This window comes from Duodenibacillus massiliensis (assembly GCF_900128485.1).
Classification (GTDB): domain Bacteria; phylum Pseudomonadota; class Gammaproteobacteria; order Burkholderiales; family Burkholderiaceae_F; genus Duodenibacillus; species Duodenibacillus massiliensis.
Map to the genome: position 1 here is coordinate 12,096 of NZ_LT635855.1, position 24,759 is coordinate 36,854.

The 24,759-nt window shown below is 57.3% G+C and carries 19 protein-coding genes and 2 pseudogenes; 13 read left to right on the forward strand and 8 right to left on the reverse strand.

The genetic code is table 11. The features are described from left to right. Together BQ7486_RS00730 and BQ7486_RS00735 are read left to right on the forward strand one after the other, a co-directional pair. A pseudogene (locus BQ7486_RS00730) lies at positions 1–192 on the forward strand (glutamine--fructose-6-phosphate transaminase (isomerizing)); the annotation flags it as partial. Positions 193–351: 159 nt separating this feature from the next. Then, a complete protein-coding gene (locus tag BQ7486_RS00735; protein ID WP_074008596.1) occupies positions 352–1,377 on the forward strand; it encodes a branched-chain amino acid aminotransferase in 1,026 nt (341 codons plus the stop codon). 99 nt (positions 1,378–1,476) lie between these two features. Here the strand turns inward: BQ7486_RS00735 and BQ7486_RS00740 are convergent, their stop codons facing one another. Continuing rightward, a complete protein-coding gene (locus BQ7486_RS00740; protein ID WP_022372654.1) occupies positions 1,477–2,121 on the reverse strand; it encodes a MarC family NAAT transporter in 645 nt (214 codons plus the stop codon). Between the two features lie 328 nt (positions 2,122–2,449). On the opposite strand from BQ7486_RS00740, the gene BQ7486_RS00745 reads away from it, so the two are divergent. The 5 genes from BQ7486_RS00745 to BQ7486_RS00765 all read left to right on the forward strand — a co-directional run bounded on the left by BQ7486_RS00745 (position 2,450) and on the right by BQ7486_RS00765 (position 10,460). Continuing rightward, complete coding sequence (locus BQ7486_RS00745) at positions 2,450–3,616, forward strand: efflux RND transporter periplasmic adaptor subunit (protein WP_022372655.1); 1,167 nt, start codon at positions 2,450–2,452, stop codon at positions 3,614–3,616. Between the two features lie 21 nt (positions 3,617–3,637). Next, positions 3,638–6,802, forward strand: coding sequence for an efflux RND transporter permease subunit (locus tag BQ7486_RS00750; RefSeq protein ID WP_022372656.1), 3,165 nt, complete (start codon positions 3,638–3,640; stop codon positions 6,800–6,802). Continuing rightward, complete coding sequence (locus tag BQ7486_RS00755) at positions 6,795–8,213, forward strand: efflux transporter outer membrane subunit (protein WP_074008597.1); 1,419 nt, start codon at positions 6,795–6,797, stop codon at positions 8,211–8,213. The genes BQ7486_RS00750 and BQ7486_RS00755 overlap by 8 nt, the downstream gene beginning before the upstream one ends. Next, positions 8,210–8,836 (forward strand): TetR/AcrR family transcriptional regulator, encoded by a 627-nt coding sequence (locus tag BQ7486_RS00760; RefSeq protein WP_074008598.1) that lies wholly within the window; start codon positions 8,210–8,212, stop codon positions 8,834–8,836. Before BQ7486_RS00755 ends, BQ7486_RS00760 begins: the two co-directional genes overlap by 4 nt. Before the next feature lie 277 nt (positions 8,837–9,113). Continuing rightward, positions 9,114–10,460, forward strand: coding sequence for a dicarboxylate/amino acid:cation symporter (locus BQ7486_RS00765; RefSeq protein WP_022372659.1), 1,347 nt, complete (start codon positions 9,114–9,116; stop codon positions 10,458–10,460). Positions 10,461–10,587: 127 nt separating this feature from the next. Here the strand turns inward: BQ7486_RS00765 and BQ7486_RS00770 are convergent, their stop codons facing one another. The 7 genes from BQ7486_RS00770 to BQ7486_RS00805 form a co-directional block, all read right to left on the reverse strand. After that, positions 10,588–12,018: a DegQ family serine endoprotease gene (locus BQ7486_RS00770; RefSeq protein WP_074008599.1), complete on the reverse strand. Its 1,431-nt coding sequence runs from the start codon at positions 12,016–12,018 to the stop codon at positions 10,588–10,590. Positions 12,019–12,213: 195 nt separating this feature from the next. Further along, positions 12,214–12,504, reverse strand: coding sequence for a helix-turn-helix domain-containing protein (locus BQ7486_RS00775; RefSeq protein WP_022372661.1), 291 nt, complete (start codon positions 12,502–12,504; stop codon positions 12,214–12,216). A 48-nt stretch (positions 12,505–12,552) separates the two neighbouring features. Further along, the gene (locus tag BQ7486_RS00780; RefSeq protein WP_074008600.1) at positions 12,553–13,665 is read right to left on the reverse strand and encodes a M20 family metallopeptidase; all 1,113 of its coding nucleotides are present in this window, start codon (positions 13,663–13,665) and stop codon (positions 12,553–12,555) included. A gap of 20 nt (positions 13,666–13,685) precedes the next feature. Further along, positions 13,686–14,183 (reverse strand): YjiG family protein, encoded by a 498-nt coding sequence (locus BQ7486_RS00785; protein ID WP_022372664.1) that lies wholly within the window; start codon positions 14,181–14,183, stop codon positions 13,686–13,688. A 44-nt stretch (positions 14,184–14,227) separates the two neighbouring features. Next, positions 14,228–14,929, reverse strand: a complete 702-nt coding sequence (locus BQ7486_RS00790; RefSeq protein ID WP_074008601.1) for a nucleoside recognition domain-containing protein — start codon at positions 14,927–14,929, stop codon at positions 14,228–14,230. Between the two features lie 207 nt (positions 14,930–15,136). Beyond that, positions 15,137–16,474, reverse strand: coding sequence for an ATP-binding protein (locus BQ7486_RS00800; RefSeq protein WP_074008603.1), 1,338 nt, complete (start codon positions 16,472–16,474; stop codon positions 15,137–15,139). 33 nt (positions 16,475–16,507) lie between these two features. Further along, positions 16,508–17,164 (reverse strand): response regulator, encoded by a 657-nt coding sequence (locus BQ7486_RS00805; protein WP_022372667.1) that lies wholly within the window; start codon positions 17,162–17,164, stop codon positions 16,508–16,510. 305 nt (positions 17,165–17,469) lie between these two features. Here BQ7486_RS00805 and ppk1 point away from each other — a divergent pair, with 305 nt between their 5' ends. From ppk1 to BQ7486_RS00835, 6 genes and pseudogenes are all read left to right on the forward strand, one after another. Continuing rightward, on the forward strand, positions 17,470–19,818 hold the full coding sequence (gene ppk1 / locus BQ7486_RS00810; RefSeq protein WP_074008604.1) for a polyphosphate kinase 1: 2,349 nt from the start codon (positions 17,470–17,472) through the stop codon (positions 19,816–19,818). Positions 19,819–19,961: 143 nt separating this feature from the next. Then, positions 19,962–20,399, forward strand: coding sequence for a DUF4870 family protein (locus BQ7486_RS00815; RefSeq protein ID WP_022372669.1), 438 nt, complete (start codon positions 19,962–19,964; stop codon positions 20,397–20,399). A 279-nt stretch (positions 20,400–20,678) separates the two neighbouring features. After that, a complete protein-coding gene (locus BQ7486_RS00820) occupies positions 20,679–21,023 on the forward strand; it encodes an OmpP1/FadL family transporter (RefSeq protein ID WP_074008605.1) in 345 nt (114 codons plus the stop codon). Positions 21,024–21,142: 119 nt separating this feature from the next. Beyond that, positions 21,143–22,351: pseudogene (locus BQ7486_RS00825) on the forward strand (IS256 family transposase). Positions 22,352–22,643: 292 nt separating this feature from the next. Continuing rightward, positions 22,644–23,633, forward strand: a complete 990-nt coding sequence (locus BQ7486_RS00830; RefSeq protein WP_074008606.1) for an OmpP1/FadL family transporter — start codon at positions 22,644–22,646, stop codon at positions 23,631–23,633. 176 nt (positions 23,634–23,809) lie between these two features. Further along, positions 23,810–24,757, forward strand: coding sequence for an AEC family transporter (locus BQ7486_RS00835; RefSeq protein ID WP_074008607.1), 948 nt, complete (start codon positions 23,810–23,812; stop codon positions 24,755–24,757). Positions 24,758–24,759 lie beyond the last annotated feature (2 nt).

The following is a 24,759-nucleotide window of genomic DNA, read 5'->3' on the forward strand; positions in this document are numbered from 1 at the left end:
TTTGCCGACGCCGACACGGCGATTGCCCCCGCCGACAACATGCACGTGATTCAGATGCCGGAAAACTACGGTGATCTCTCGCCCGTGCTGCATGCGGTGCCTCTGCAGCTTTTGGCGTATCACACGGCCCTGGCGCGCGGCACCGACGTTGACAAACCGCGGAATCTCGCAAAAAGCGTGACGGTCGAATAAGCAAAACTACAAAGACGCGGTCGGTTGCCCGAGAGTATGATTTTTTCCCGTAGTGCTCCGGTCAAAGAGGGCCTTATCCCTTAAACCGGCGCGTCTAGCCATGATGTCGGGAGGCAGGTGCTCAGTGCCTGTTTTCCCGTGTTTGTTGCAGGTTTAGTTATGGAAAAGAAAAACATCGATTGGGCCAAGCTCGGCTTCGGCTACACGAAAACGGACTACCGCTGGCAGTCTGAATGGAAGGACGGCGCCTGGGATCAGGGCGGACTGATTACCGATGAGCACATCAGCCTTCTGGAATCGGCCTGTGTGTTTCACTACTCGCAGAGCTGCTTTGAGGGCCTGAAGGCCTACACGACGAAGGACGGCCATATCGTCACTTTCCGTCCGGACTTAAACGCCAAGCGCATGGCCGACTCAGCGGCCCGCCTTGAGATGCCCGCCTACCCGGTGGAGCGTTTCGTGCATGCCGTGGAAGAAGTGGTGCGCGCCAATGCCGCCTGGGTTCCGCCCTACGGTACGGGCTGCACGCTTTACATCCGCCCCGTGATGATCGGCTCGGGCCCGCAGATCGGTGTGGCGCCGGCTCCTTCGTATCTTTTCCGCGTTTTCTGCATGCCGGTGGGCGCCTACTTTAAGGGCGCCGTCAAGCCCCTGAAGGTGCGCATCGCGGAATACGACCGCGCGGCACCTCACGGCACGGGCCACATTAAGGCGGGTCTTAACTACGCCATGAGCCTGTACCCGACCATGGAAGCGCACCGCGAAGGCTACGCTGAAAACATTTACCTCGATCCGCAGACCCGCACGTATATTGAAGAAGCGGGCGGCGCCAATGTGCTCTTTGTTGGCAAGGACAATCAGCTCATTGTGCCGAAGAGCCCCTCGATTCTGCCGTCCGTCACGCGCCGTTCGCTCGTGTATGTGGCCGAACACTATCTCGGACTCAAGGTGATCGAACGCCCGGTGGCGCTTGCCGAAGTCAAGGACTTTAAGGAATGTGCGCTCTGCGGTACGGCGGCCGTGATGGCGCCCGTTGGTGAAATTCATACCGCCGACGGCGTGATCCGCTTCCCCTCGGGCATGGAAAAGATGGGTGAAGTCACGGCGAAGCTGCGCAGCACCCTCACCGGTATTCAGGACGGCGAAATTGAAGCGCCTGAAGGCTGGATTGACGTGATTGTCTGATAAGACACAGACGCGCGGAGTTGTCTCTTTTACGCGCGTAAAAAAAGGCGCCGTCAGAAATTGTCTGAGGCGCCTTTTTTGCGGTCCGGAAAACCGCGTTTATGAGGCAATGAAACTCTTGATGCCCGAGCCCACAAACTGTACGCCGATGCAGATCAGGATAAAGCCCATGAGTTTGCCCAAAACGGCCATGCCCGAAGGCCCGAGGTGGTCCGAGCAGTATTCGCTCGAGCGCAGCGTAATCCAGGCAATAAGGCTCGTTGCCGCGATCGCAAGCCCCGTCATTAAAAAGGCCGTAATCATCTGCGTGCGGTCCGTGAGTTCGGCAATTTCGGTGGAAAAGCCGATCACGACGGCGATGGTACCGGGCCCTGCAATACCGGGCATGGCAATCGGAAAGAACGCGTAATCCTCTTTGTTGCGGCGCACCATCGGGGCGTTATTGGGGGAGTTGCCGCCGAAAAGCATCTGGTAGCCGATCATGGCAATCACCAGGCCGCCCGCGATACGCATGGCGCTGTAGCTGATGCCGAAAAACGCGAGCAGCATGTTGCCGGCAATCAGACTGACGATCATCACAAGGAATGAATAAATCGCAGCCCAGTTGGCCTGCTGATGGCGCTGCTCGCGCGTCATACCGACCGTCAGGCTCACAAACAGCGGAATTTTGGAAGGCGGATTGGTAATGACGACAAGCGAAACCAGCGCGCCGAAAAAATACTGCAGGTGAAGCAGGTCCAACATGATTGTTAACGCCGCAAACGGGTGGGGAGAAGTCAAAACGTCCGGTGCAGGCAGGACGGAAGCCCCCTGCCGGAAGGCAACGCCATTGTAGGCCTAGCTAAGCAAAAACACGTAGCCGCGTTCTATCGCCGTACGGCCTCAGATCAAAAACAGACTCAATTGTTTACAAACTGTAAGAAAGCGCGTAACGCAGGGAAATAAAGCACATTAAAATGTTGAATCCTCGTTCAGTTAAGAAAATGTCCGGGGCTTTTTGTCTTTGTTTCAGGCCTCCCGGGCCTTAACTGCCTCCCTTTTTCGGGTGACTCAGCTTTACGGAGCTTTATCAATGTCGTTCAAATTTCGCCCTCTGACTACCGCTGCGGCAGCGGTTTGCATTGCGGTTGCGCTTGCCGGCTGCGGCAACAAACAGTCGGCGCAGCAGATGAAGGCGCCTGCGACGCAGGTTGAAGTGGCTCAGATGCAGCTTGCTTCCGCAACACTGCGTGCGGAACTGCCGGGCCGCACCAGCGCCTACCGCGTCGCCGAGGTCCGCCCCCAGGTCACGGGCATCATTGAAAAGCGCCAGTTTGAGGAAGGCGCCGAAGTCAAAGCCGGCGATTCGCTCTATCAGATTGACGCAAGCCTTTATAAGGCCCAGGTTCTCTCGGCGCAGGCCGCCTTAAAGCAGGCCGAAGCCACGCTCGCACTGCGTCAGGCCGACGCCAGGCGTTCCGCTCAGCTTGTCAAAGCCAATGCCGTGAGCAAACAGTCCGATGATTCAGCCCAGGCGCAGCTCAAAGTCGCCGTGGCTGAGGTGGCTGCCGCCAAGGCCGCCCTTGAAACGGCAAGCATCAATCTGCGCTACACCAAGGTCACAAGTCCTATTTCCGGTCAGGTTTCCTTGTCTGAAGTAACGCCCGGGGCCCTGGTGACGGCCAATCAGGCCTCGCGTCTGACGGTCGTGCAGCAGCTCGATCCGATTTACGTTGACGTGACGCAGTCCTACGATGTGATGGACAAAATCCGCTCCAACATTGCCGCAGGCCGCTTAAAGGCAAGTGACGAAGGTGCGGAAGTCACGCTCATGCTCGATAACGGTGTGGCCTATCCCCATAAGGGGCGCCTCACCTTTAAGGATGCTTTGGTGGATCAGACCACGGGCACCGTGCGCATCCGTGCGGTCTTTCCCAATCCGGACCGCCGCCTGATGCCGGGGCAGTATGTGCGTGCCGTCATCAATGAAGGCGTACAGCACAACATCATCAAGCTCGATCAGCGCGCGACGATGCGTCACACCAACGGCAAACCCTATGTGTTTGTCGTCACCAAGGACAATAAGGTCGAGACGCGTGATATTGAAGTGAGCGGCACCGAAGGCGCTTTCTGGATTGTGACGGGGGGCCTGAAGGCCGGTGACCGCGTCATTGTCGAAGGGGTTCTCAAGGTCCGCCCGGGGGCGACTGTTTCGCCCGTTGAGGCTGGTGCCGCCCAGAAGGCTCCTCAGAAGCAGTAAAAACGCGGGAGAGACTGAACTATGTTGAGCCGCTTTTTTGTCGACCGCCCGATTTTTGCCTGGGTGGTCGCTATCGTGATCATGCTGGCAGGTCTGCTGTCGATCTTTAACCTGCCGGTTTCTCAGTATCCGCGTATCGCACCGCCTCAGGTGACGGTTTCGGCAACCTACCCGGGTGCCTCGGCTGAAACGATGTCGCGTACGGTGACGCAGATCATCGAGCAGAACATGACGGGTCTGGACGGCCTTTTGTACATGAGTTCCACGTCGGACTCCACGGGCCGCATGACGATTACGCTCACCTTTGAGGCCGGCACCAACCCGGATATTGCTCAGGTGCAGGTGCAGAACAAGCTCTCGATGGCTGAGCCCACGTTGCCTGAGATCGTCAAGCGTCTGGGTGTCGTGGTGCAAAAGAGCTCTGCGTCCTTCCTGATGGTTGTGGGCTTTGTGGACCGCTCGCACCGCATGAATTCCGGTGACTTGGGCGACTACCTCACCAACAACATCGAAGAGCCTCTGGCGCGCGTCAAGGGTGTCGGTGAAACCACGGTGTTCGGTGCGTCCTACGCCATGCGTATCTGGATGGATCCGGAGCTTATGAATAAATATAAGCTCATGCCCTCGGACGTTTCCTCGGCGATTTCGCAGCAAAACGTCCAGGTGGCGGCCGGTGACATCGCCGGTCAGCCTACCAACGGCAAGCGCATGATCACCGCCACGATCCGCGCGAGTTCCCTGATGACGACCTCAGACGAGTTTGCCAACATCGCGTTAAAGACGATGCCTGACGGCTCGGTTGTGCGCATCAAGGATATCGGTACGGTTGAGCTCGGTCAGGAAACCTATACCTTTGAAGGTAAGTTTGACGGCTATCCCTCTTCGGGTATCGCCATTAAGCTCGCCGCGGGCGCCAACGCTCTTGACACGGCGGCGCGCGTGCGCGACAAGGTGCAGGAACTCTCCGCGTACTTCCCCGAAGGCGTTGAGGTGATTTACCCCTTTGATACCACGCCCTTTGTGAAAAAGGCGCTGGAAGAAGTGGTGAAGACTCTGATTGAGGCCATCATCCTCGTGGTGGGCGTGATGTACCTCTTTCTTCAGAACTGGCGCGCGACGATTATTCCGACGATTGCCGTGCCGGTGGTGCTTCTGGGTACGTTTGCCGTGCTCGGCATCTTGGGCTACTCAATCAACATGCTCACGATGTTCGGCCTTGTGCTTGCCATTGGCCTCTTGGTGGACGACGCCATTGTCGTGGTGGAAAACGTCGAACGCGTAATGAGTGAGGAAGGGGCAGATCCCCGGTCCGCAACGATTAAGTCCATGGGCCAGATTCAGGGGGCCCTGATCGGTATCGCCATGGTGCTTTCGGCCGTGTTTATTCCGATGGCCTTTTTCGGCGGTTCCACCGGCGTGATCTACCGTCAGTTCTCCGTGACGATCGTCTCCTCGATGGTGCTTTCAGTCATTGTGGCTCTGACTTTGACGCCCGCGCTCTGCGCCTCGATGCTCAAGCAGGTGAAGGCCGGAGCACACCTTGAGCGCGGCGGCTTTTTCGGAAAATTCAACAGCGGCTTTCGGTCGCTCACGAACGGCGTGCGCTCCTCGGTGCGCGCACTGGTGCACCGCATCGCCCGCGTGATGGTGATTTACCTTGTGCTCTGCGGCACGCTGGTCTGGGGCTACATGCATCTGCCGAGCGCCTTTATGCCGTCGGAAGACCAGGGTGTGCTGCTCATGATGATGCAGGCACCCGCGGGCGCCACGGCCGAGCGCACCGATAAGGCGCTTGACCGCTTCCAGAAGACGGTTGCACAGGCTGAAAAAGACGATGTTGCCTCAATCTTTTACGTGCGGGGCTTCTCCTTTGCCGGTACCGGTCAGAATAACGCCATGGGCTTTTTAAAGCTCAAGGACTGGGATGACCGAAAGACGGACAAGTCCAGTGTCCAGGCTATTATGGGCCGCGTGCAGGGATTGCTTTTTTCGCCGCAGTTTAAGGACGTTCTGGGCTTTGCCTTCCCGCTGCCGCCCGTGCCTGAACTCGGTGTGGCCGACGGCTTTGACTTCTACCTGCAGGACCGCTCCGGCCGAGGGCACGACAACCTCATGCAGGTGATGGGGCAGTTCCTCGCGGCCGCCAACGCCGATCCCCGTCTGCAGCAGGTGCGCCATAACGGTATGGCCGACTCCCCGATGCTGCAGGTCAATATCGACTACGACAAGGCCCGTGCGCTCGGGGTGTCCGACAACATGATCAACGACACGCTCAATTCCGCCATCGGTTCGAGCTACGTCAACGACTTCATGGATCAGGGCAAACTCAAGAAGGTCTACATTCAGGGTATTGAAAGCTCGCGTGCCGAAATCGAGGATATCGGTAAGTGGCATGTGCGCAACAGTGCGGGTGAAATGGTTCCGTTCTCATCGTTCCTTACGACGGAATGGATTTACGGTTCGCCCCGTCTGGAGCGCTTTAACGCGCTTGATGCCGTCAATATTCAGGGGTCTCCGGCGCCCGGCGTTTCTTCCGGTCAGGCCATGGCCGCGGTGGAAGAAATCCTGCAGCAGATGCCGCCGGGATACTCCATCGAATGGAACGGCGTGTCCTATCAGGAACGTGTGGCGGGCGGCAATGCCGGTCCCCTGTACGCCGTGTCGCTGCTCGTGGTGTTCCTTGCACTTGCCGCTCTGTATGAATCCTGGTCGATTCCTGTGGCTGTGATTCTGGTGGTGCCCCTGGGTGTGTTGGGTGCTCTGGGACTGACGGCTCTGTGCGGCAAGGAAAACGACGTGTACTTCCAGGTGGGGCTCCTGACCACCGTGGGGCTTGTCGCGAAAAACGCCATTTTGATTGTGGAATTTGCCCGCGAGCTCTTTGAAAGCGGCATGGACGCTCTTGCGGCCGTTGTGGAAGCCGTGCGTCTGAGACTGCGTCCGATTGTGATGACGTCTCTCGCTTTCGGTCTCGGTGTGATTCCGCTTGCAACCGCCACGGGTGCGGGCGCGGGTGCGCAGTCCGCGATCGGTGTGGCCGTTTTGGGCGGTATGCTTACCGGTACGTTCCTCTGCATCTTCTTTGTGCCGGTGTTTTATGCTCTGATCATTCAGATCTCCGGCCGCAAGAAGGACAAGACAGCCGCGGCTCCTGTAACCGATGAGAAGGAAACCAATCATGCGTAAGATTTTCACGCTTTTACCGCTGACGGCAGCGCTGCTTCTGACGGGCTGCGTGTCGCTCGCGCCTGATTACGAAAGACCGCAGGCACCGGTGGAAGAGGCCTGGCCGCAGGATGAGGCGGTTAAAAACGCCAAACTTCTGACCGAAGGCATGGCCGACTGGGCGAGTTTCTTTACCGATGCAAGGCTTAAAAAACTCATTGAGCAGGGGCTTGCGCAGAACCGCTCGCTGAGATCGGCCTTCTACAGTGTGGAAGAGGCGCGCGCTCAGTACGGTGTGTCGCGGGCGGAACTTTTCCCGTCTGTGGCGGCCGCTGCCGGTGAGTCGGCGGCGCGCTCCGTGTCGCGTACGGGTTCAAGCATCAACCGCACCTACTCGGCAACCGCGATGGCTTCTTATGAGCTCGATCTTTTCGGGCGCGTGAGAAACCTTAACGAAATGGCGCTGCAGGCGTTTTTCCAGACGCAGGCCGCGCAGCGCACCGTGCAGATGACGGTGATTACCGACATTGCACAGACGTGGCTCGCGCTGGGCGCCTCCAAGATGCAGTACAAGCTTGCCAGGGAAACGCTCACAAGCCAGGAAGAAAGCTACCGGCTCATTGTCAGAAGTTACGAGCTCGGGGCCTCAAGCCAGCTTGACGTGCAGCAGGCCGCTCAGACCGTGGCCGCAGCTCAGGCCGCGGCCGTGCAGGCTGAACGCGCGGTTTCACAGTACAGAAATGCCCTGCGGCTTTTGGCGGGCGGCACCTACGATCCGGCCCTCGAACCCGAAGGCATCGAAACCGCGACGGTTGCCGCGGTGTCGGTTGCCGGCAACATTCCGAGTGAAGTGCTTTTAAACCGCCCGGACATTGCGCAGGCTGAAGCCGTGCTGCGCTCAGCCAACGCCAATATCGGCGTTGCGCGTGCGGCGTTTTTCCCGAGTATTTCGCTCACCGGAGCTTTCGGGGGCGGCAGCACGCAGCTCTCCGACCTCTTTGATCACGCCACCAAGATCTGGAGCTGGGCTCCGCAGATTTCGCTGCCCATCTTCACGGGCGGCGCAAACATCTCCAACCTCAGAGCGGCTGAGGCGCGGCAGAAGTCGGCGCTTGCGGACTACGAGGCGGCGATTCAGGCGGCCTTTAAGGATGTGGCCGATGCTCTGGCGATGGAAGGGACCGTTGAGCGGGAACTCTCCGCCCGGCGCGACTTTGCCAAGGCCGCTGCAGAAAGCTACCGCCTTGCCACGGACCGCTACAAAAACGGTGCCGACAGCTACCTTTCGGTTTTGGACAGCCAGAGAACGAACTTCTCCGCGCAGCAGGCTCTGATCACCGCGGAACTTTCGCGCGCGGCAAGCCTCATTACGCTTTATAAGGCCATGGGAGGTGCCTCTGAACTGGCCGAGCCCGAAGGGGAGAGCAAATGACGGCTCCGGACGAAACGGCCGCGGCAAGCCGCGGCCGTAAACCCCGCAGCCCGGAAGCGCAGCTGCAGCGCCGTGAGGAAATCATGCGCTCGGCCCTGGCGTGCTTTAAGCGAAAGGGGTTTCACAACGTCTCCATGGCCGACATCGCCCGCGAAGACGGCATGAGCGTGGGAAACCTCTACAACTTCTTTGAAAACAAGGACGCCATCATTGAAGCCTTTGCCGAGCGGGAAATTCTGAGAATCCGCCGGCATCTGTGCACGGACTCGGAGCACTATGAGGAGCAGGAAGCCTGTAAGCGCGATGTCTACGAACTTACGCTTGCCAGGCTCGATCCCGTCAAGGCAAGGCTTACCCTGGAAATCCTGGCCGAATCCGTGGAAAACGAACGGATCAGGCGCGCCGTGCAGCAGTTTGTCGCGGCCTGGCGTGAAGTTCTGATGCCCGTGTACCTGCACGGCGGCCGGGTAACGGACGCCGTTGCCCGTACGCGCCTTGAAGCTGATCTCGCCCTTTTGGACGGCATATGGTTAAGGGCGCTGAGTGTCAGTGATGAAGCGCAGAAGGAGGCACTTGCCCGTGAGGTAAGCGAACGCATCTGGGCGTCGGCTTCAAGAGTCTGACCCGGAAACACTTTTTACGTCTTTACAAAAAAGCGGGCTATTGCGAAAATAGTCCGCTTTTTTTTGAAAGCAAAAATTCGAGCTTAAAAAGCGCCTGGTTACAGTAAATTGCTCAGGCGAAACTCTTCGGGGTGCTGGTATAAGTTGCGACAGCGGGCCGCAGAAAAAAAGGCGGCGCCGGTGCTGCAGAAGGCGCGGGACGGTTTGCTGCGGGTCTTTTTCAGACTGGGCGGATCAAAGTGAGCCTTCCGGATAAATTGTGTAAAGAATTCCGATCATGGCAAAGAAAAGAACTCCGATTTACAAGGTCCTTTATTTTCAGGTGATCTGCGCCATTGTGTGCGGCGTGCTGCTCGGCTATTTTGCGCCGGACTGGGGCGCAATGATGAAGCCTTTCGGTGACGGCTTCATCAAACTCATCAAGATGATCATCGCTCCGGTGATTTTCTGTACGGTGGTGACCGGTATCGCCGGCATGGAAGACATGAAAAAGGTCGGTAAGACCGGGGGCCTTGCGCTGCTTTACTTTGAAGTGGTTTCCACCATTGCCCTCATCGTGGGGCTGTTCATTGTGAACGTCTGCCAGCCCGGCGTAGGAATGCACGTTGATCCGAAGACACTGGACGCAGGTGCTGTTGCCGCCTACACGGGCCCGGGCAAGATGCAGACCACCACGCAGTTTCTGATGAACATCATCCCGTCGACGGTGGTGGGTGCGTTTGCGCAGGGTGAAATTCTTCAGGTGCTCTTTTTCTCGCTGCTTTTCGGCTTTGCACTGCATAAGTTCGGCGGCCGCGGCACACTCGTTTTTGACGTGATTGAAAAGAGCTCGCACGTGCTTTTCCAGATCGTGGGCATGATCATGCGCGTGGCGCCGATCGGTGCCTTCGGCGCCATGGCCTTTACGATCGGTAAGTACGGTATCGCGTCGCTTGTGCCCCTGGCCGAACTCATGGGGACGTTCTACCTTACCTGCATCCTCTTTATCTTCGTGGTTTTGGGCGGTATCTGCCGCTGGCACGGGTTCTCGATTTTCCGCTACATCGGCTACATCAAGGAAGAACTCCTCATTGTGCTCGGTACGTCTTCTTCGGAATCGGTGCTGCCGCGCATGATGGCCAAGATGGAGCACGCAGGCGTCAGTAAGTCCACGGTGGGCCTGGTGATTCCGACGGGTTACTCCTTTAACCTTGACGGCACGGCCATTTACCTCACGATGGCAGCGGTCTTTATCGCACAGGCCTGCGACGTGCAGATGACGCTTTTCCAGCAGATTACGCTTTTGGCCGTGCTGCTTTTGACGAGTAAAGGTGCTGCGGGCGTGACGGGTTCGGGCTTTATTGTTCTGGCGGCAACGCTTTCGGCGGTGGGTCACGTCCCGGTTGCGGGTCTTGCGCTCATCCTCGGTATTGACCGCTTCATGAGTGAAGCCCGTGCGCTTACCAACATGATCGGTAACGGCATTGCCTGCATCGTGGTGGGACAATGGATGAAGGATGTGAACGAAGATCAGTTAAACGAAGTGATGCATCCGGATAAACGGCATCTTGCAGAAGAAGCCGCGATGAACATGGAAGCGGATCAGATCGCAGCCTCCAAGCAGAAAAACAGCTACTCCAAGTAAGCGGTTCTGAACAAAAAGCGGCGCCAAGGAGAGAGAGCCTGAGCGCCGCTTTTTTTCGCCCGCAAAAAAACCCCGCGGAAGTTGCCTTCAGCGGGGCTCGTGCTCAGAAAAAACCTGAGCCCGCGGATTACTTCAGACGGATCGGAATGAAGATCCGGGTGCCGCCGCGCTGGATCAGGATACGTAGCGTCTTACTCTTTTCGAGGATGTTGCCGAGATCGGTGCTCTTTTTCATCGCAATGCCGTTGACGTTCACAATGATGTCACCGGACTGGATGCCGGCCTTGCGGGCCGCACCTTCGCTTTTCACCACGAGCAGACCTTCGGTTTCAGCCTGCTGCTTTTCTTCCTCATTTAAGGCGCGGACCGTGACGCCCAGAGCCGAAGCTTTTGCCGAGGACTTCTGACCGGGCTGCCAGTCGTCGTTGCCGGACTCAGCCACCTTCACCGTCACGGTCTGAGACTTGCCGTCACGGATCACGGTGAGTTTGGCGGTGTCGCCGGGTTTGAGGGAGCCCACGATCACGGGCATGTCGCCGCTCGTTTCAACGGGCTTGCCGTTTACCGCCGTGATGACGTCGCCTTCACGCAGGTCACTCTTGGCGGCAGGGCCGGACTTATCGATCTGGGCAACGATCGCGCCCTTGGGTGTCTTTAAGCCGAAGCTTTCCGCAAGTTCCGGCGTAATGTTCTGAATCATCACACCGATGCGGCCGCGCGTGACTTTGCCGTGCTTGACGAGCTGATCCTTGATCTGAAGCGCAAGGTCAATCGGAATGGCAAAGCTCAGACCCATGAAGCCGCCGGAGGTGGAGAAGATCTGGGAGTTGATGCCCACGACTTCGCCGTCCATGTTAAAGAGGGGGCCGCCGGAGTTGCCGGGGTTTACTGCGACGTCAGTCTGAATAAAGGGCACGTACTGATCGCTCGGAAGCTTGCGGCTTTTTGCCGACACAATACCGGCGGTCACGGTGTTGTCCAGGCCAAAGGGACTGCCGATTGCCGCCACCCATTCGCCGACCTTGAGTTTGTCGCTGTCGCCCATCTTGAGAACGGGCAGATCCTTGGCTTCAATCTTCACCACGGCGATATCGGTCTTAGCGTCGCTTCCCAGCACCTTACCGCTGAACTCACGGTTGTCGGTGAGGCGCACCGTGATCTTGTCGGCGCCGTCGACCACATGATGATTGGTGAGAATCAGACCGTCAGCGCTGATGATAAAGCCCGAACCTGTGCCGCGCTGTTCCGGTTCCTCTCGGGGACCACCGAACGGAAACATCGGGAAACCGAAACGACGGAAGATTTCCGCATGGCGTTCATCAAGACCGCCGAACGGATCCGCGCCTTCGACACGGCGGGCTTCACGCACGGTGGAGATGTTGACAACGCCCTTGCCGTACTGTTCCACGAGGTTGACGAAATCGGGCAGCTGAGAGCGGGCGCTCTGTGTGGCGGGTGCATCGGCAGCAACGGCGGGGACCGTCGTCAGAACAGAGCCGGAAATAAGAGCGGCAATCGCGGCGGCAGCCGCCGTCGGTTTAATCAATTTCCTGATCATATTTTTCTTGGTTGCTCCGAGAAAAGAAGCTGTGGGGATAACGGCGTGTCTGAGGCAGCCGTTTTTATAAAAAAGGCACGGACCTCAGGTCGTTTCATGATGAAGGAGACGATACAGCAAGACTCAGGCAAAAAGCGCAAGAACCCCGTTAGCATCTGTCGCTGACGGGTTAAAGTTGTAACAAAGCGCACCGCGTCAGTCGGGCTTATGCGGGCTCTGAGCGCTGATTCTGGGGTTGGCGATCGCCGCAGCCGTGGTCTCATCGGTTGCCTGCGCCGTGACGGTGAGGTGCAGAACCGCTGCGATTTTCGCGAGTGTTTCAAGCTGCATGTGCGCCGGATTGTTTTCGGCCTGACACACCGTGGCGGTGCGCACTCCCGCAGCCTGCGCCACAGCCGTCTGCGTGAGACCCTGAGCACGGCGCGCCGCGTAAAGTCTGGAAGCAATCAGGCGGGCAAAAAAGGGCGTGGTGCTGCGCGCGGGCATAAATGAAAACTGCGGCGGCAGAAAATGTTGCCGCCGCAGGTATCGGGATCAGATAAGCGAGAGGAAGCGCACGATCATGCGGATGCGCTCTTCAACGGTATCAACGCGCAGATACTCGCGCTCGGTATGAAAACCCGCGCCCGCCGGACCCACGCCGTCAATCACCGGGGTGCCTGCCAATGCAATGTGGTTTGCGTCAGAGCCGCCGCCCGCGTCAACCCAGCCGATTTTGACGCCTTCAAGGCGTGCAGCCTCTTCAATCTGACTGACAAGCTCCCTGGTTTTTTCCGTGCAGGGCATGGCGGGCAGATATGCGAGCTTCACGAGTTCGGCGCGTGTGCCTTCACCCCAGTCGCCCTCACAGAGCGCCGCGAAGTTTTTGTCGAGCCGCTCGCGTTCTTCATTGGTCCAGAAACGCGTGTCAAACTCAAGTTCGCAGATGTCAGGAACAACGTTGGAAACCGTGCCGCCCTTTTTGATGATGACGTTGACGCTGGTACCCGCACCCTTTAAGTCCTGCAACTTGTCGGCTGCAAGCGCAAAGCGGCAGGCCGCAAGTACCGCCGAGCGGCCGTCCTGCGGGTTGTTGCCCGCGTGCGCGGACACGCCGTGCATGACGACGCGGTAGGCTGCACGGCCCTTGCGGGCACGCACGAGTTCGCCGCCGGCGCGGGCTGCTTCAAAGACAAGGGCCCGCGTGGATTTGGCTGCGGTTTCACTGAGCCACTGATGCGAGCTCGCAGACCCCGTTTCTTCATCAGGATTCAGACACACCGCGACGGAAAGTCTCTCAAGGTCTTCCTTACGTGCGTTTTTGAGCGCGTAAAAGATGGCGAGCACACCGCTTTTACAGTCCGAGCAGCCGGGGCCCTTCACATGGTCGCCTTCGCGGCTCATGGGGCGCTCGGCCGCCGTTCCGTCGGAAAATACGGTGTCAAGATGCGCGTTCATCATCACGTCATAGTGATCAGCCCCGGGACGGTTGGTGGCAAAAAGCCCGCGGCCGGCCTTGGGCCCGAGATCAACGAGTTCGGCATGAAAGCCGATTGACTCGAAGTGACGCTTCATGATTTCAGCCGCGCCCGTGACGCCTGCGCAGTTATGCGTGCCGCAGTCGCGGTTGACGAGCTCGGCAAGATCCTTGAGATAACTTTCCAGCATGGTACGTTTTCAGCCTTATCTTACAGAACGAAGAGACGCATGATAATCATCGCGACGGCTGCCGCGAGAATCGACAGAAGCATCATCACGGGGATCATCTTGCCGGAGATGCCGACAACACCCAGAAGGCGTCCCATGTACTGCAGCTGAGAGCCCATGAGGTAGATGGCAGGCGTTAACACCGCAAGATGGGTGCCGTCAACCAAACCCTGGCCGAACAAGGCAATCGCCACACCGACGCCGCCGCCCATACTCATCCAGGCGGCAAGAAGCACCGTGGCGGATTCGCCGGGCAGTCCGAACACAGCCATCAGAGGACCGCAGGCCACACCGATGATTTTCAGAAGTCCCGTGATCTGCAGAGCCTTAATGATCACAAAGGCCATCAGAACGTTGGGGATCATGGAACCGATGGCAATGCCCCAGCCCTGACGGGCACCGCGGACAAAGACGTCGGTGATCATTTCCTTGCCGCCCGCATGCGGATCGGCAGCCGCTGTTGTTTTGTTTTCGCTCATTTCAAATTCCTTTTCAGTATTTTGTCGTGGCGTTCACTGTGCCTTTACTTCGCCGCCTTTTTGGTCGAGCGGATCATGAGAAGACGCATGACGTTGGCAATAACGAACTTCATCACGAGGATGAGCCCGAGGCACACGCCGATCGAAGTGGGGACAGCCAGCTTGCCGTCAGCCGCGGTGAGCGTGAACAAAACCGCACCGGAGGAAAGGAAGTTGGTGATGGTGGCGTCTGCCGAGTACTGGAACTGGCAGAAGATGTTGACTTCAGCTTCGTTGAGTTCACCGGCGTCCTTTAACTGACGTGTAAGCGCCGCGGCGCCGTCCGTGGACTGCAGCGACGTAATGAGCGCTAAGCCGCAGGAACCCGGAAGGCCAAGCAGCGGCCGCAGAATCGGGGTGAGCAGCACACGGGCCGCACGCAGTGCACCGTAGTGCTCAAGCACCGTGATCATGGCAAGCGCAAACATCACGGTGGGAACAAGCGTGAGGGCAAACACGAAGCCGTCAACGGCGCCTGACCCGCCTTTGCCGCGGAAGTTGGAGAAGGCCGCGGTAACGCCGTCGGCCGACTGCGAGACGCTTGCGACAACTTTACCGAAGCCGCCGTTAAGGCTTGTGAAGTCAAAAACGCTCCACCAATGGTTGCCGGCTAAAACACCGGAAAAAAACACGCAGGCAAAAATCAGCGAGACATACGCGCCGATACCGACTTTTTCTTTGGTCTGCGGAGTTGTCGTGTCAGACATAAATGCTCCTTGGCTGGTAATAAAAGACAGGCAGGAAATAGTGAGCCGCGGCGGGGAAAACGAGGCGGTACTGCAGGTGTTGCCTTACCTCGGGAAGCGGCCGGATGTGAAAAACCTGTCTAAGGGAAAAAACCTAAGAAGCATTATGCATAGACAACGGATATTTGTCTATTTGTAACGGGACAAATCGATGAAATTCGAATACCGTCAGTTCAGTTTGGTGCGGTCAAAGGGAATCCGGACCACAAACCGCGCCCCGCATCCGGAACCGTCAGCGCGGGGAAAGCCGTCTTCAATCTGAATCGAAGCGTCATGCATCGCGACAATGCGGCGGACGATCGCAAGACCCAGGCCGGTGCCTGAAACTTTGGTGCCCAGAGCCCGGTAAAAACGCTCAAAGACGCGTTCACGTTCTTCGGGCGCGATGCCTGGGCCGTTGTCGGTGACGGAAATAACGGCGTCTTTGCCGTCGGCGGCAATGCCGATTTCAATGCGCCCGCCTTCGGGCGTGTAGCGGATGGCATTGTCGGTGAGGTTGGTGATCATGAGCCGCAGCGCGTCGGGCATGCCGAGGACTTCGGCGGGTTCCGTTTTTGCCGTGAGCGTGATGCCTTTGGCTTCGGCCGGTGCGGTAAGGTCTTCGGCAACGGCTTTGGCCATTGCGGCAAGGTCAGCCGGCGCCATCGGTTTTTGGGAGGCGTCCGGGTCAAGTCGGGCAATGGTTAAAAGCTGCTCGACAAGTTTTGTGGCGCGGGCCACACCCTGCTGAAGGCGTCCGGCGTACTTGGCGCGGTCCTCATCGGTTTTGGCGCGCGCAAGAAGTTGCGCCTGCAGCTTGATCGCGGCAAGCGGCGTTCTGAGTTCGTGTGCGGCATCAGAAGCAAAGCGCTGCTGCGCGGTAAGGCTGTCGCCTAAGCGCCGCATCAGATCGTTAATGGCGTTAACGAGGCTTCTGAGCTCGTAGGGCAGGCCCGTTGAAGGAATCGGATCCAGAGACGACGGGGAGCGCTTGGCAACAGCTCTTGCGGTTTTACTTAAGGGCTGCAGCACCTGCACGATCACAAACCAGATGGCAATCGCAAGAAATGCGATGAAAAGCAACACCGGTTGCAGAATTCTCAGAGCGGCGGAAGCGGCCATCCGGGAGCGTACCTCAAGGGGCTGCGCCGCCTGCACAATGCGTGTGCCGACAGCGGCGGCGTACTGCCGCCACTCGTGCCCGGCTTCATCGGTAAAGGTGGAAAAGCCCGGAATTTCCGCAACCGGCAACGGATGCTGACTGCGGGCCACGTAGAGGCGGTTGTCCGCGGCATCGTAGACCTGTACGGAAATCTGCTGCTGCGGCGCCTGCCCGATAAGGGCCACGCTGTTAACCTCAATATTGCCGCCTTCGATGAGTTCAAGCGCCGTGTGCTTAAGCTGCGCATCAAACAGCGACAAGAACTCCATCCGGGTGGAGTAATAGGTGGCAACCGATGCGACAACGCCCACCGTGACGAGCGCTGAAACAAGCATCAGAACAAGTTTTCCGCGGATACTGAGCATGATGATGCGGCAGGTCCCGAAGCTGCGTGCTGACTAGGTCTCAAGAAGGTAGCCCACGCCGCGCACCGTTTTGATGGCGCCGTCCGAGAGCTTCTTTCTTAAGTGATGCACGTGCACTTCGATGGCGTTGGAGCCCACGGTGGAATCCCAGTTGTAGAGCTTTTCTTCGAGCTGGCCGCGCGAGAGCACAACGCCCGGACGGTCGGCAAGCGCCACAAGAAGGGCATACTCCTTGGAGGAGAGCAGTACCGGCTCGCCGCGGAAAAAGACTTCGCGGGTTTCCGGCTTGATGACGAGTTCGCCTCGCTCAATCGTGGGCTCGCTGCGGCCGGCGGAGCGGCGCAAAAGGGCACGGATGCGGGCTGAGAGCTCGTCAAGGTCAAAGGGCTTGACAAGATAGTCGTCGGCACCGGCATCAAGGCCCTTGACGCGGTCGGAGACCGTGTCGCGCGCCGTGGTCACAAGAACCGGCACGTGCATGCGCTGCGAGCGAACTTCCTGCAGCACGCTGATGCCGTCTTTGCCGGGCAGACCCAGGTCAAGAATCACGAGCGAAAAAGGGGTTGTTCTGAGTGCAATCAGGGCGGAGTTGCCGTCCTGCACCCAGTCAACGGCATAGCCTTCGGCCTTAAGCCCGTCGACAACGCCTTCTCCGATCATTTCGTCGTCTTCAACGAGAAGAATTCGCATGATGATTTCCTAACGCATAAGAGGGCGGCCGCAACGGTGCTGACACGGGACACGCGACGCACGGGGACTCGGGCGGCCGCCGACAGTTTGCCGCAGAGTGTACTCGATATCGGAAAAGACTACGTTTTCTGAAACGCTTTTCTATGTCTTCGTGCAAAGACGGAGGGCGAAAAGTCTTGTGTTGATACAAAAGAAATTGTTTTGTGTCACAGAATTGTTGCAATACGGTGCTACATTGAAAAATTATCGCGGGCGGAGCGGGTTTTCTGCCTTTTATCAGAGTGTTTGCCGGACGGTGTTGCGTCATGAGTCAGGAAAAAGCGGTGTCGGAAAAAGAAGGCGTTAAAGCCGGGAGCGTCAAAAAAGAGGGGGCGGGTCCGGTGCCGGCTGCTCTAAAGAGCGGAAAAGCAAAAAAGCGGACGGGAACAAAAGCCGCGGCGCGCACAAAGCCGGCAGGTAAAAAAGGGGCAGCCGGACAGCCGGGGGCACAAAGGGAAGCGGCCTTTCTGAAAGACGCTTCAGCACTGGGCTTAAGAGATCCCCGGCTTTACATCAACCGTGAAATCAGCTGGATTGAATTTGACCGCAAGGTCCTTGAGACGGCCATGGACAAACGTGTGCCGCTTCTGGACCGGGTGAAGTTTCTTGCGATCTTCTTTAATAACCTCGATGAGTTTTACATGGTGCGGGTGATGAACCTGCAGCGCCAGGCCCGAAGCGGTGTGGCGCCCACCGGCGCCGATCAGATGCCGCCCGCGCGCCAGTTGTCTGAAATCCGGCGTCGTGTGCAGGAGATGCTCGATGCCGCCGAAGTACTCTGGTTTGATGAGTTAAAGCCCGCTTTGGCGAAAAAAGACATCCGCTTTGTGAAGTACGAGGATCTTACGGGGCGTCAGAAAACGCGTGTGAACCGCTATTTTGACGAGCAGATCTTTCCGATTCTCACGCCCCAGGCCGTGGACGCAGGCCGCCCCTTCCCGATGATTTCCAACACGAGCATCAATATCGTCGCGGAACTTGAGGCCGTGGCCGCTTCCGCCCCCGTCAAGGTCCGTTTTGCCCGTGTGAAGTGCCCGAACAACCTGCCGCGGTTTCTGTTTCTCACCGATGCTGATAAGGAAGGGTCTGAAACCTTTGCCGTCACCGAAGACACCAATCAGGTGCTTTTGGTGGAAGACCTGATCGTGCGCCGCATGGGGCAGCTTTTCCCCGGCTACAAGGTAAAAAATTCCGGTCTTTTCCGCGTCACCCGCAACACCGACGGTGAAATCGAAGAAGACGAAGCCGATGACCTGTTGTCGGCCGTGCGCGACTACGTCGAGCAGCGACGTTTCGGCTCGGTCGTAAGGCTCGAACTCGGGCGCGGCATGCCAAAGCGCCTGCAGGAATTTCTGGTGCAGCACCTTGACATGCATCCGAGCCAGATCTTTAAGTCAAAGATGCCGCTTGCGTTTTCTGAGTTCATGGGACTGATGGCCCTGGATAAGCCGGGGCTTAAGTACCCGGCGATGCATCTGAGAATTCCTGCGGCCTTTGACGCCGAAGGCAGCGTCTTTGAGGCGATCGCCGGGCACGATCAGATGGTTTATCACCCCTACGATTCGTTTGCCTGCGTTTTGCGGTTTCTGCATCAGGCGGCGCTTGACCCCGACGTCGTTGCCATCAAGCAGACGCTTTACCGCTGCGGCAGAGCGTCCCCCGTTGTAAAGAGCCTTCTTGAGGCCAGGCGCCTCGGCAAGCAGGTGACGGCTGTGGTGGAACTCAAGGCCCGGTTTGACGAAGAGCAGAACATCAACTGGGCCGAGGAACTCGAAAAAGCGGGTGTGAATGTTGTTTACGGTTTTGCCGGACTCAAGATCCACGCGAAGCTCTGTCTCGTTGTGCGCCGCGAGGGCGGCGGCATGCGCCGTTACGTGCATATCGGCACGGGTAACTACAACGCGGCTTCCGCGAAGATCTATACCGATCTCGGGCTTTTCACAACCAATGACGCGATCTGCAACGACGTGCAGGACCTGTTTAACATCATGACCGGGTTCGGCTTTATTGAAAACTACCGTGAGCTTTTTGTCTCGCCCAATCTGCTGCGGCGCAACATGTCCGCGCTCATTGAGGAAGAAATTGCGCTGCACATGAAAGAGGGCGGCGGCCACATTATCTTGAAGTGCAATCAGCTCGTTGACCCCGACATCATTGCCCTTCTTTACAAGGCAAGCCGCGCGGGCGTGAAAATCGAATGCATCGTGCGCGGCATCTGTTCGCTCAGGCCCGGCATTCCCGGTGTTTCCGACACGATTACCGTGCGCTCCATCGTCGGAGAACTTCTGGAGCATGCCCGCGTCTACTGGTTCCGTCACGGCGGTAAAGAGAAAATGTACGTGGGCAGCGCCGACATGATGACCCGTAACTTAAACGGCCGCATTGAGGTGTTGGCGCCCGTGCTCGATCCGGATATCCGCGACAACATCCTTGAGCAGATTGTGAAGGCGCAGCTTGCCGATAACGTCCATGCCTGGGTTTTGGCGGGCGACGGCACCTACACGAAAGTAGTGCCGGAAAAAGGGGCTGCACCTTACGACTCACAGGCTGAGATCGGCCGGCATCTGCATCTTCTTGCGCAGCACGACGGCAAACGCCGGGTGTCGATCAGCTGAGGCAGTCACAGGCATTTTCAAAATTCTCAGGCAGCCCGCATACCTGAAGTGTGCCCGGTGTTGTAGAGTGCGAAGAAACCGGCCGGGACGGCCTCTTTGCAGTCCCGGTGCGGTGCTTTTCGGACTTTCGGGAGATCTGTGCAATGGATATGACGCCGCGTGAACCGGTTGTTGTAAACGGCTTTGCCAACGAACCGCCTTCTTCAATTGTGACGGTGGCCAAGATCGTTTATATCCTGCACGCCGTTTCCGTCATCATCGGAATCGTGACCGGAGCCTCCGTCATCGGCGCATTTCTTTTCGGCTGGCCTTCGATTGCGGCGGTGGTTTTAAATTACGTGATGCGCAGCGAAGCCCGCGGCACGTATGTTGACAGCCACTTTTCCTGGCAGATCCGCACCTTCTGGTACGCCATGGCCTGGACGCTTCTGGTGGCCTTTACGGGGCTCATCCTCTCCTGGCTTCTGATCGGCTTTGCCGTCTGGACCGTGGGTTTCATCGTCATGGGAATCTGGGTGGGCTACAGAATCGTGCGGGGCTGGATCCGGTTAAGTAACGCGCAGCCCATGCCGGTTAACTGACAAAGGAAACCGCAGGCATCATCTCTACGGATTAGTCTGTGCGGGAGAGGGCGGGATTATCCGCATACATTTCATGCCCTGAAAAAACAGGAAGGCAGCAAAATGCCAACCTGTTTTTTTGTGTCCTGAAAAAGAGCCTGCCCGAGCAGATGTTTTTTGGTCAGGACAGACGTTACCGGACCGGTGCGAGACCGGCCGTCAATAACAAGAAGACGCTGGTGCATTGTCCGTAAAACGGATGAGTCCGGTGCCCAATGGAGAATTCCTGTGAAGAACGCAATGTTCAAGTTTTCGGCAGCACTCACGCTTGCGGCGGCTGCCACGTCCGCAGCCTACGCGGGCGGCTTTATGCTCACCGAACAGTCTGTGGCGGGTTTGGGCCGCGCCTACGCCGGCTCCGGTATCGTGGGTGACGATCTGTCCGCCGTCTGGTACAACCCGGCCGGTATGGTTCTTCTGCCTGGCACGCAGTTTCAGATGGGTTCCGTGATGGCTTATCTCGATCTCGATGTTGAGACGAATAAAGGAGATACGGATAACGGTGCCAAGCACGGTGTGCCGATTCCCAACATGTTCTTCACGCATCAGATGGAGGATGTAAGGTTTTTTGTGTCCAGGCGATAATAGCGCTCCCGTAGGGCGCGAAAGGAATCACCGTGGCACACCGTACACCCAAAATAAACGAGACCGTAAAATTTACCGACCAGCAGCAGGCCATTCTGAACGATGCCGTAGAGCAACTGATGGAAGCCGGCGGCTTAACGGCCTTAACGCAGGCTCATTTCAACGAAGCGATGAAGATCGTAGCCCAACGCTTCATCAACGCCGCCCTGCAAGGGGAACTGAAGCACCATTTGACACAGGAAGACGAAAATCTCAACGAAGAGGAATCGTCGGCTGAGCGCGTTGAAAACAAACGCAATGGGTACAGCAAGAAAACGCTTCACGGCAATAAAGGCGATTTAGAAATCCTGGTTCCCCAGGATCGCAAGGGGACTTATGTTCCCCGCCTGGTACCCAAGCACTCACGGCATTTCAATGACTTCGATGACGCCATCATCGATTTATATGGACGCGGATTGTCTACCCGTGAAATCACTGAGTTCATCAGAAGTCAGTACCACGTTGAAGTGAGTGCCGAATTCATCAGCACCGTGACGGAAAAGGTAAATGACGACGTACGGCAATGGCAAGGCCGTCCGTTGGATTCGGTCTACCCGGTGGTGTTCTTTGACGCTTTGCGCATCAATATCCGTAAGGACGGCGTCATCAAGAAGATGGCGGTTCATTTGGCTCTCGGCGTACGTTGTGACGGCCGACGCGATGTGCTCGGCATGTGGGTTCATGAAAACGAAGGCGCGGCTTTCTGGACGTCGGTATTTACGGAATTGAAAAACCGTGGCGTAGAGGACATCCTGATCGCCGTCACAGACGGCCTCAAGGGTATGACGCAAGCCATTGAAGCCGTATTTCCCCAGGCGCAACATCAAACCTGCATTGTCCATCTCATCCGTGCCTCTACAGCCTTCGTCAGCCACAAGGATCGAAAGGCTGTAATGGCCGGCTTAAAGCCCATTTACTAGGCCAATACCCCCGAAGAAGCGTTGGCGGCCTTGGTGGCCTTTGAAAATAGCCCTATGGGCAAACGTTACCCGTATGTAGCGCAGAGTTGGCGCTCTGCCTGGGCACAGGTGATACCCTTCTTCAACTTTCCCCGGTCGATTCGGAAGTTGTTGTATACGACCAACAGTATTGAGGCTCTCAACCGTGGCGTTCGGAAGGTAATCAAAACTCGAACCATGTTTCCGCATGAAGAATCCGCCAAGAAGCTGATTTACTTGGCACTTCAGCGCATTATGGAAAAATGGAAGCTGCCTGTTCGTGCTTGGAGTGAAGCCATGCCGGTGTTTGCAGCCATGTACGGTGAGCGATTTGCCGCTGGGCAGGCTTAATTGCCGCGGAGTACTGAAACAGTGTTTCAGCATAGCAGTTGCAGTGTTACAACTTAAGGAGACGAAACTGCGATTTTTCCGGTAGCGGCGCGCCGCTGCATAGCCGCCCCCATGGGGGCGGCTATGCAGCCCTCCCATGCCGCCGTCGTACCCTGAATCATCGCATTACCACTGATAGAAAAATTGGGGCTTGACAGCCCCGAAGTACCCGGGGTTAAATACCCCTGTTAGCGAGCCAACAAGCTCAACCGTAAACCCGCGCTAGACACAAAAATCTACACACACCCATCAGATGAATGAAGACATGTGGTTTGGCTTCGGTATCACGGTTCCTTTCGGTATGGCGACTGAATATAAGCGCGACTGGGAACTTGCCGACCACGGCATGAACGCTGAAGTGAAGGTCTTTGACTTTAATCCGAACGTTGCCTGGAAGGTAAACGACAAGCTCTCCATTGGTGCGGGTATGTCGCTGCAGTATGTGACGGCGCACTTCGAAAGCGGTGTTCCTGTTGGTGGTGCTACGGGATATGGTCGTCTGTCTGCTGACGGCTGGGCCTGGGGCGGAAACCTCGGCGTGATGTGGCAGCCCACGGAGACGCTGCGTTTCGGTCTGGCTTATCGCTCTCAGGTGAATCACCACGCAGACGGTACGTTTAAGGCAGGGATGAAAACCGGTCCGGATGGCATTCCGAAATTGGGAATCCCTGCTAACACGAGCGGCAAGGGTTATAACCTGGGTACTTATGATGGGCAAGCCACAATGTCTGCTCCGCATGTTGTGACACTGACCGGGACATGGGAAGCAACTCAGGCTCTGCGTTTGTCAGGCTTGGTTCGTTGGACAAATTGGGCAAGCTTTGATTCGTTGCCGATCACCAGTTCTGCATTTGGCAGACTTGGCCAAATGGCCGGAAACCCGACGAGCAGCAACACTCACAAAGAGGAGTATCACTGGAAAGATTCCTGGCTCTTTACGCTCGGTGCTGACTACACGATCAATGATGCAGTCACGGTCCGCGGCGGTGTGGGCTATGAAATCTCGCCGGTTGATGACGACAAGTACCGCAGCGCCACGATTCCGGATACTGACCGCCTGTGGCTCTCTTTGGGCGCCACCTGGCACGTCAATAACAAACTGCAGGGTGACTTCGGTCTCGCGTACCTCAAGGGAATCGGTGATAAGGGCCTCTACAACAAGACAACGGGTGAGCAGCTCGGCGAATTTAATAAGCTTGACGCCATCCTCGTGGGTGCTCAGTTCGTCTACCGCTTCGACTGATAAAGCCTGAGGCGTCAGAGGCGATCTGACAAACGTATAAAGCCGCTTTGCGCAGAAAATGAGTCTGCCGAAGCGGCTTTTTTACGGCCTGAAGTTTGTGCCCGGCCCCGTTTGGGCCGATAATGCACGTCTTTTCCGGATTTTCTTTGTGATTTCAACCCTTACGGATAGCGGCTGTGTCGATCTTTCTGCATCATCTTGAGCTTTGCGCTCCGCTTTTTCTGCTGGTGTTTTTGGGCTGGTTTACGATCAAAATCGGGCTTTTTGACAAAGCGGTGAGCTCGGCACTGTCGAAGTTTGTTTTTAAGCTTCTGATGCCGGTCCTTCTTTTTAAGATCATGAGCGGGCTCTCAGAGATGCCGCCCGTGGACTGGAAGGTGCTCATTGCCTTTTTTGCCTCATGTGTCGTCGTCTTCTTGCTCGGCAAATACTGCGGCAAATATTTTTTCCGTCAGGACAGCACAGGCCAGGTCATTACCGGCATGGGCGGCATTTTCGGCAACAACGTGCAGCTCGGTGTTCCCATTGTGCAGGTGAGCCTCGGCGACGAGGCTATCCCCACGATTTCGCTCATCATTATTTTTAACGTTCTGCTGCTTTGGACAGCGGCCACGGCTTGTGTGGAATTCGGAAAAACGGGCGGGAAAATCGACGCCCGGAAGTTCGTGCATGCCCTCATCAACATCTTTAAAAACCCGATTGTTCTCGGCATCATCATCGGCTCGTGCTGGGGTATGACGGGCTGGCATCTGCCGCAGGTTGCGCAAAAGACGGTGGACTGGGTGGCGCTTGCCACAACACCGGCGGCACTGATTGCGGTCGGTATGGGCCTTGCGCAGCATTCGTTTAAGGCCTCCTTACCCAAAGGCACGCTGATCACGGTTTTAAAGCTTGCGGTGCAGCCCGCGCTTGTTTTCTTTTTCTGCCGCCTCATCGGTCTCGGGGAGCTCGAAACCAATGCGGCAACGCTTTTGGCGGCTCTGCCTGTGGCCATCAACCTCTACATCATGAGTAACGAATTTAACTCGGAAGAGGGGGCCGCGAGTAATTCCATCTTCGTCTCTACGCTTGTGTCGGCGGCCACGGTGCCGCTCACACTCACCTTACTGGGTGCAGGAGTTTAAAA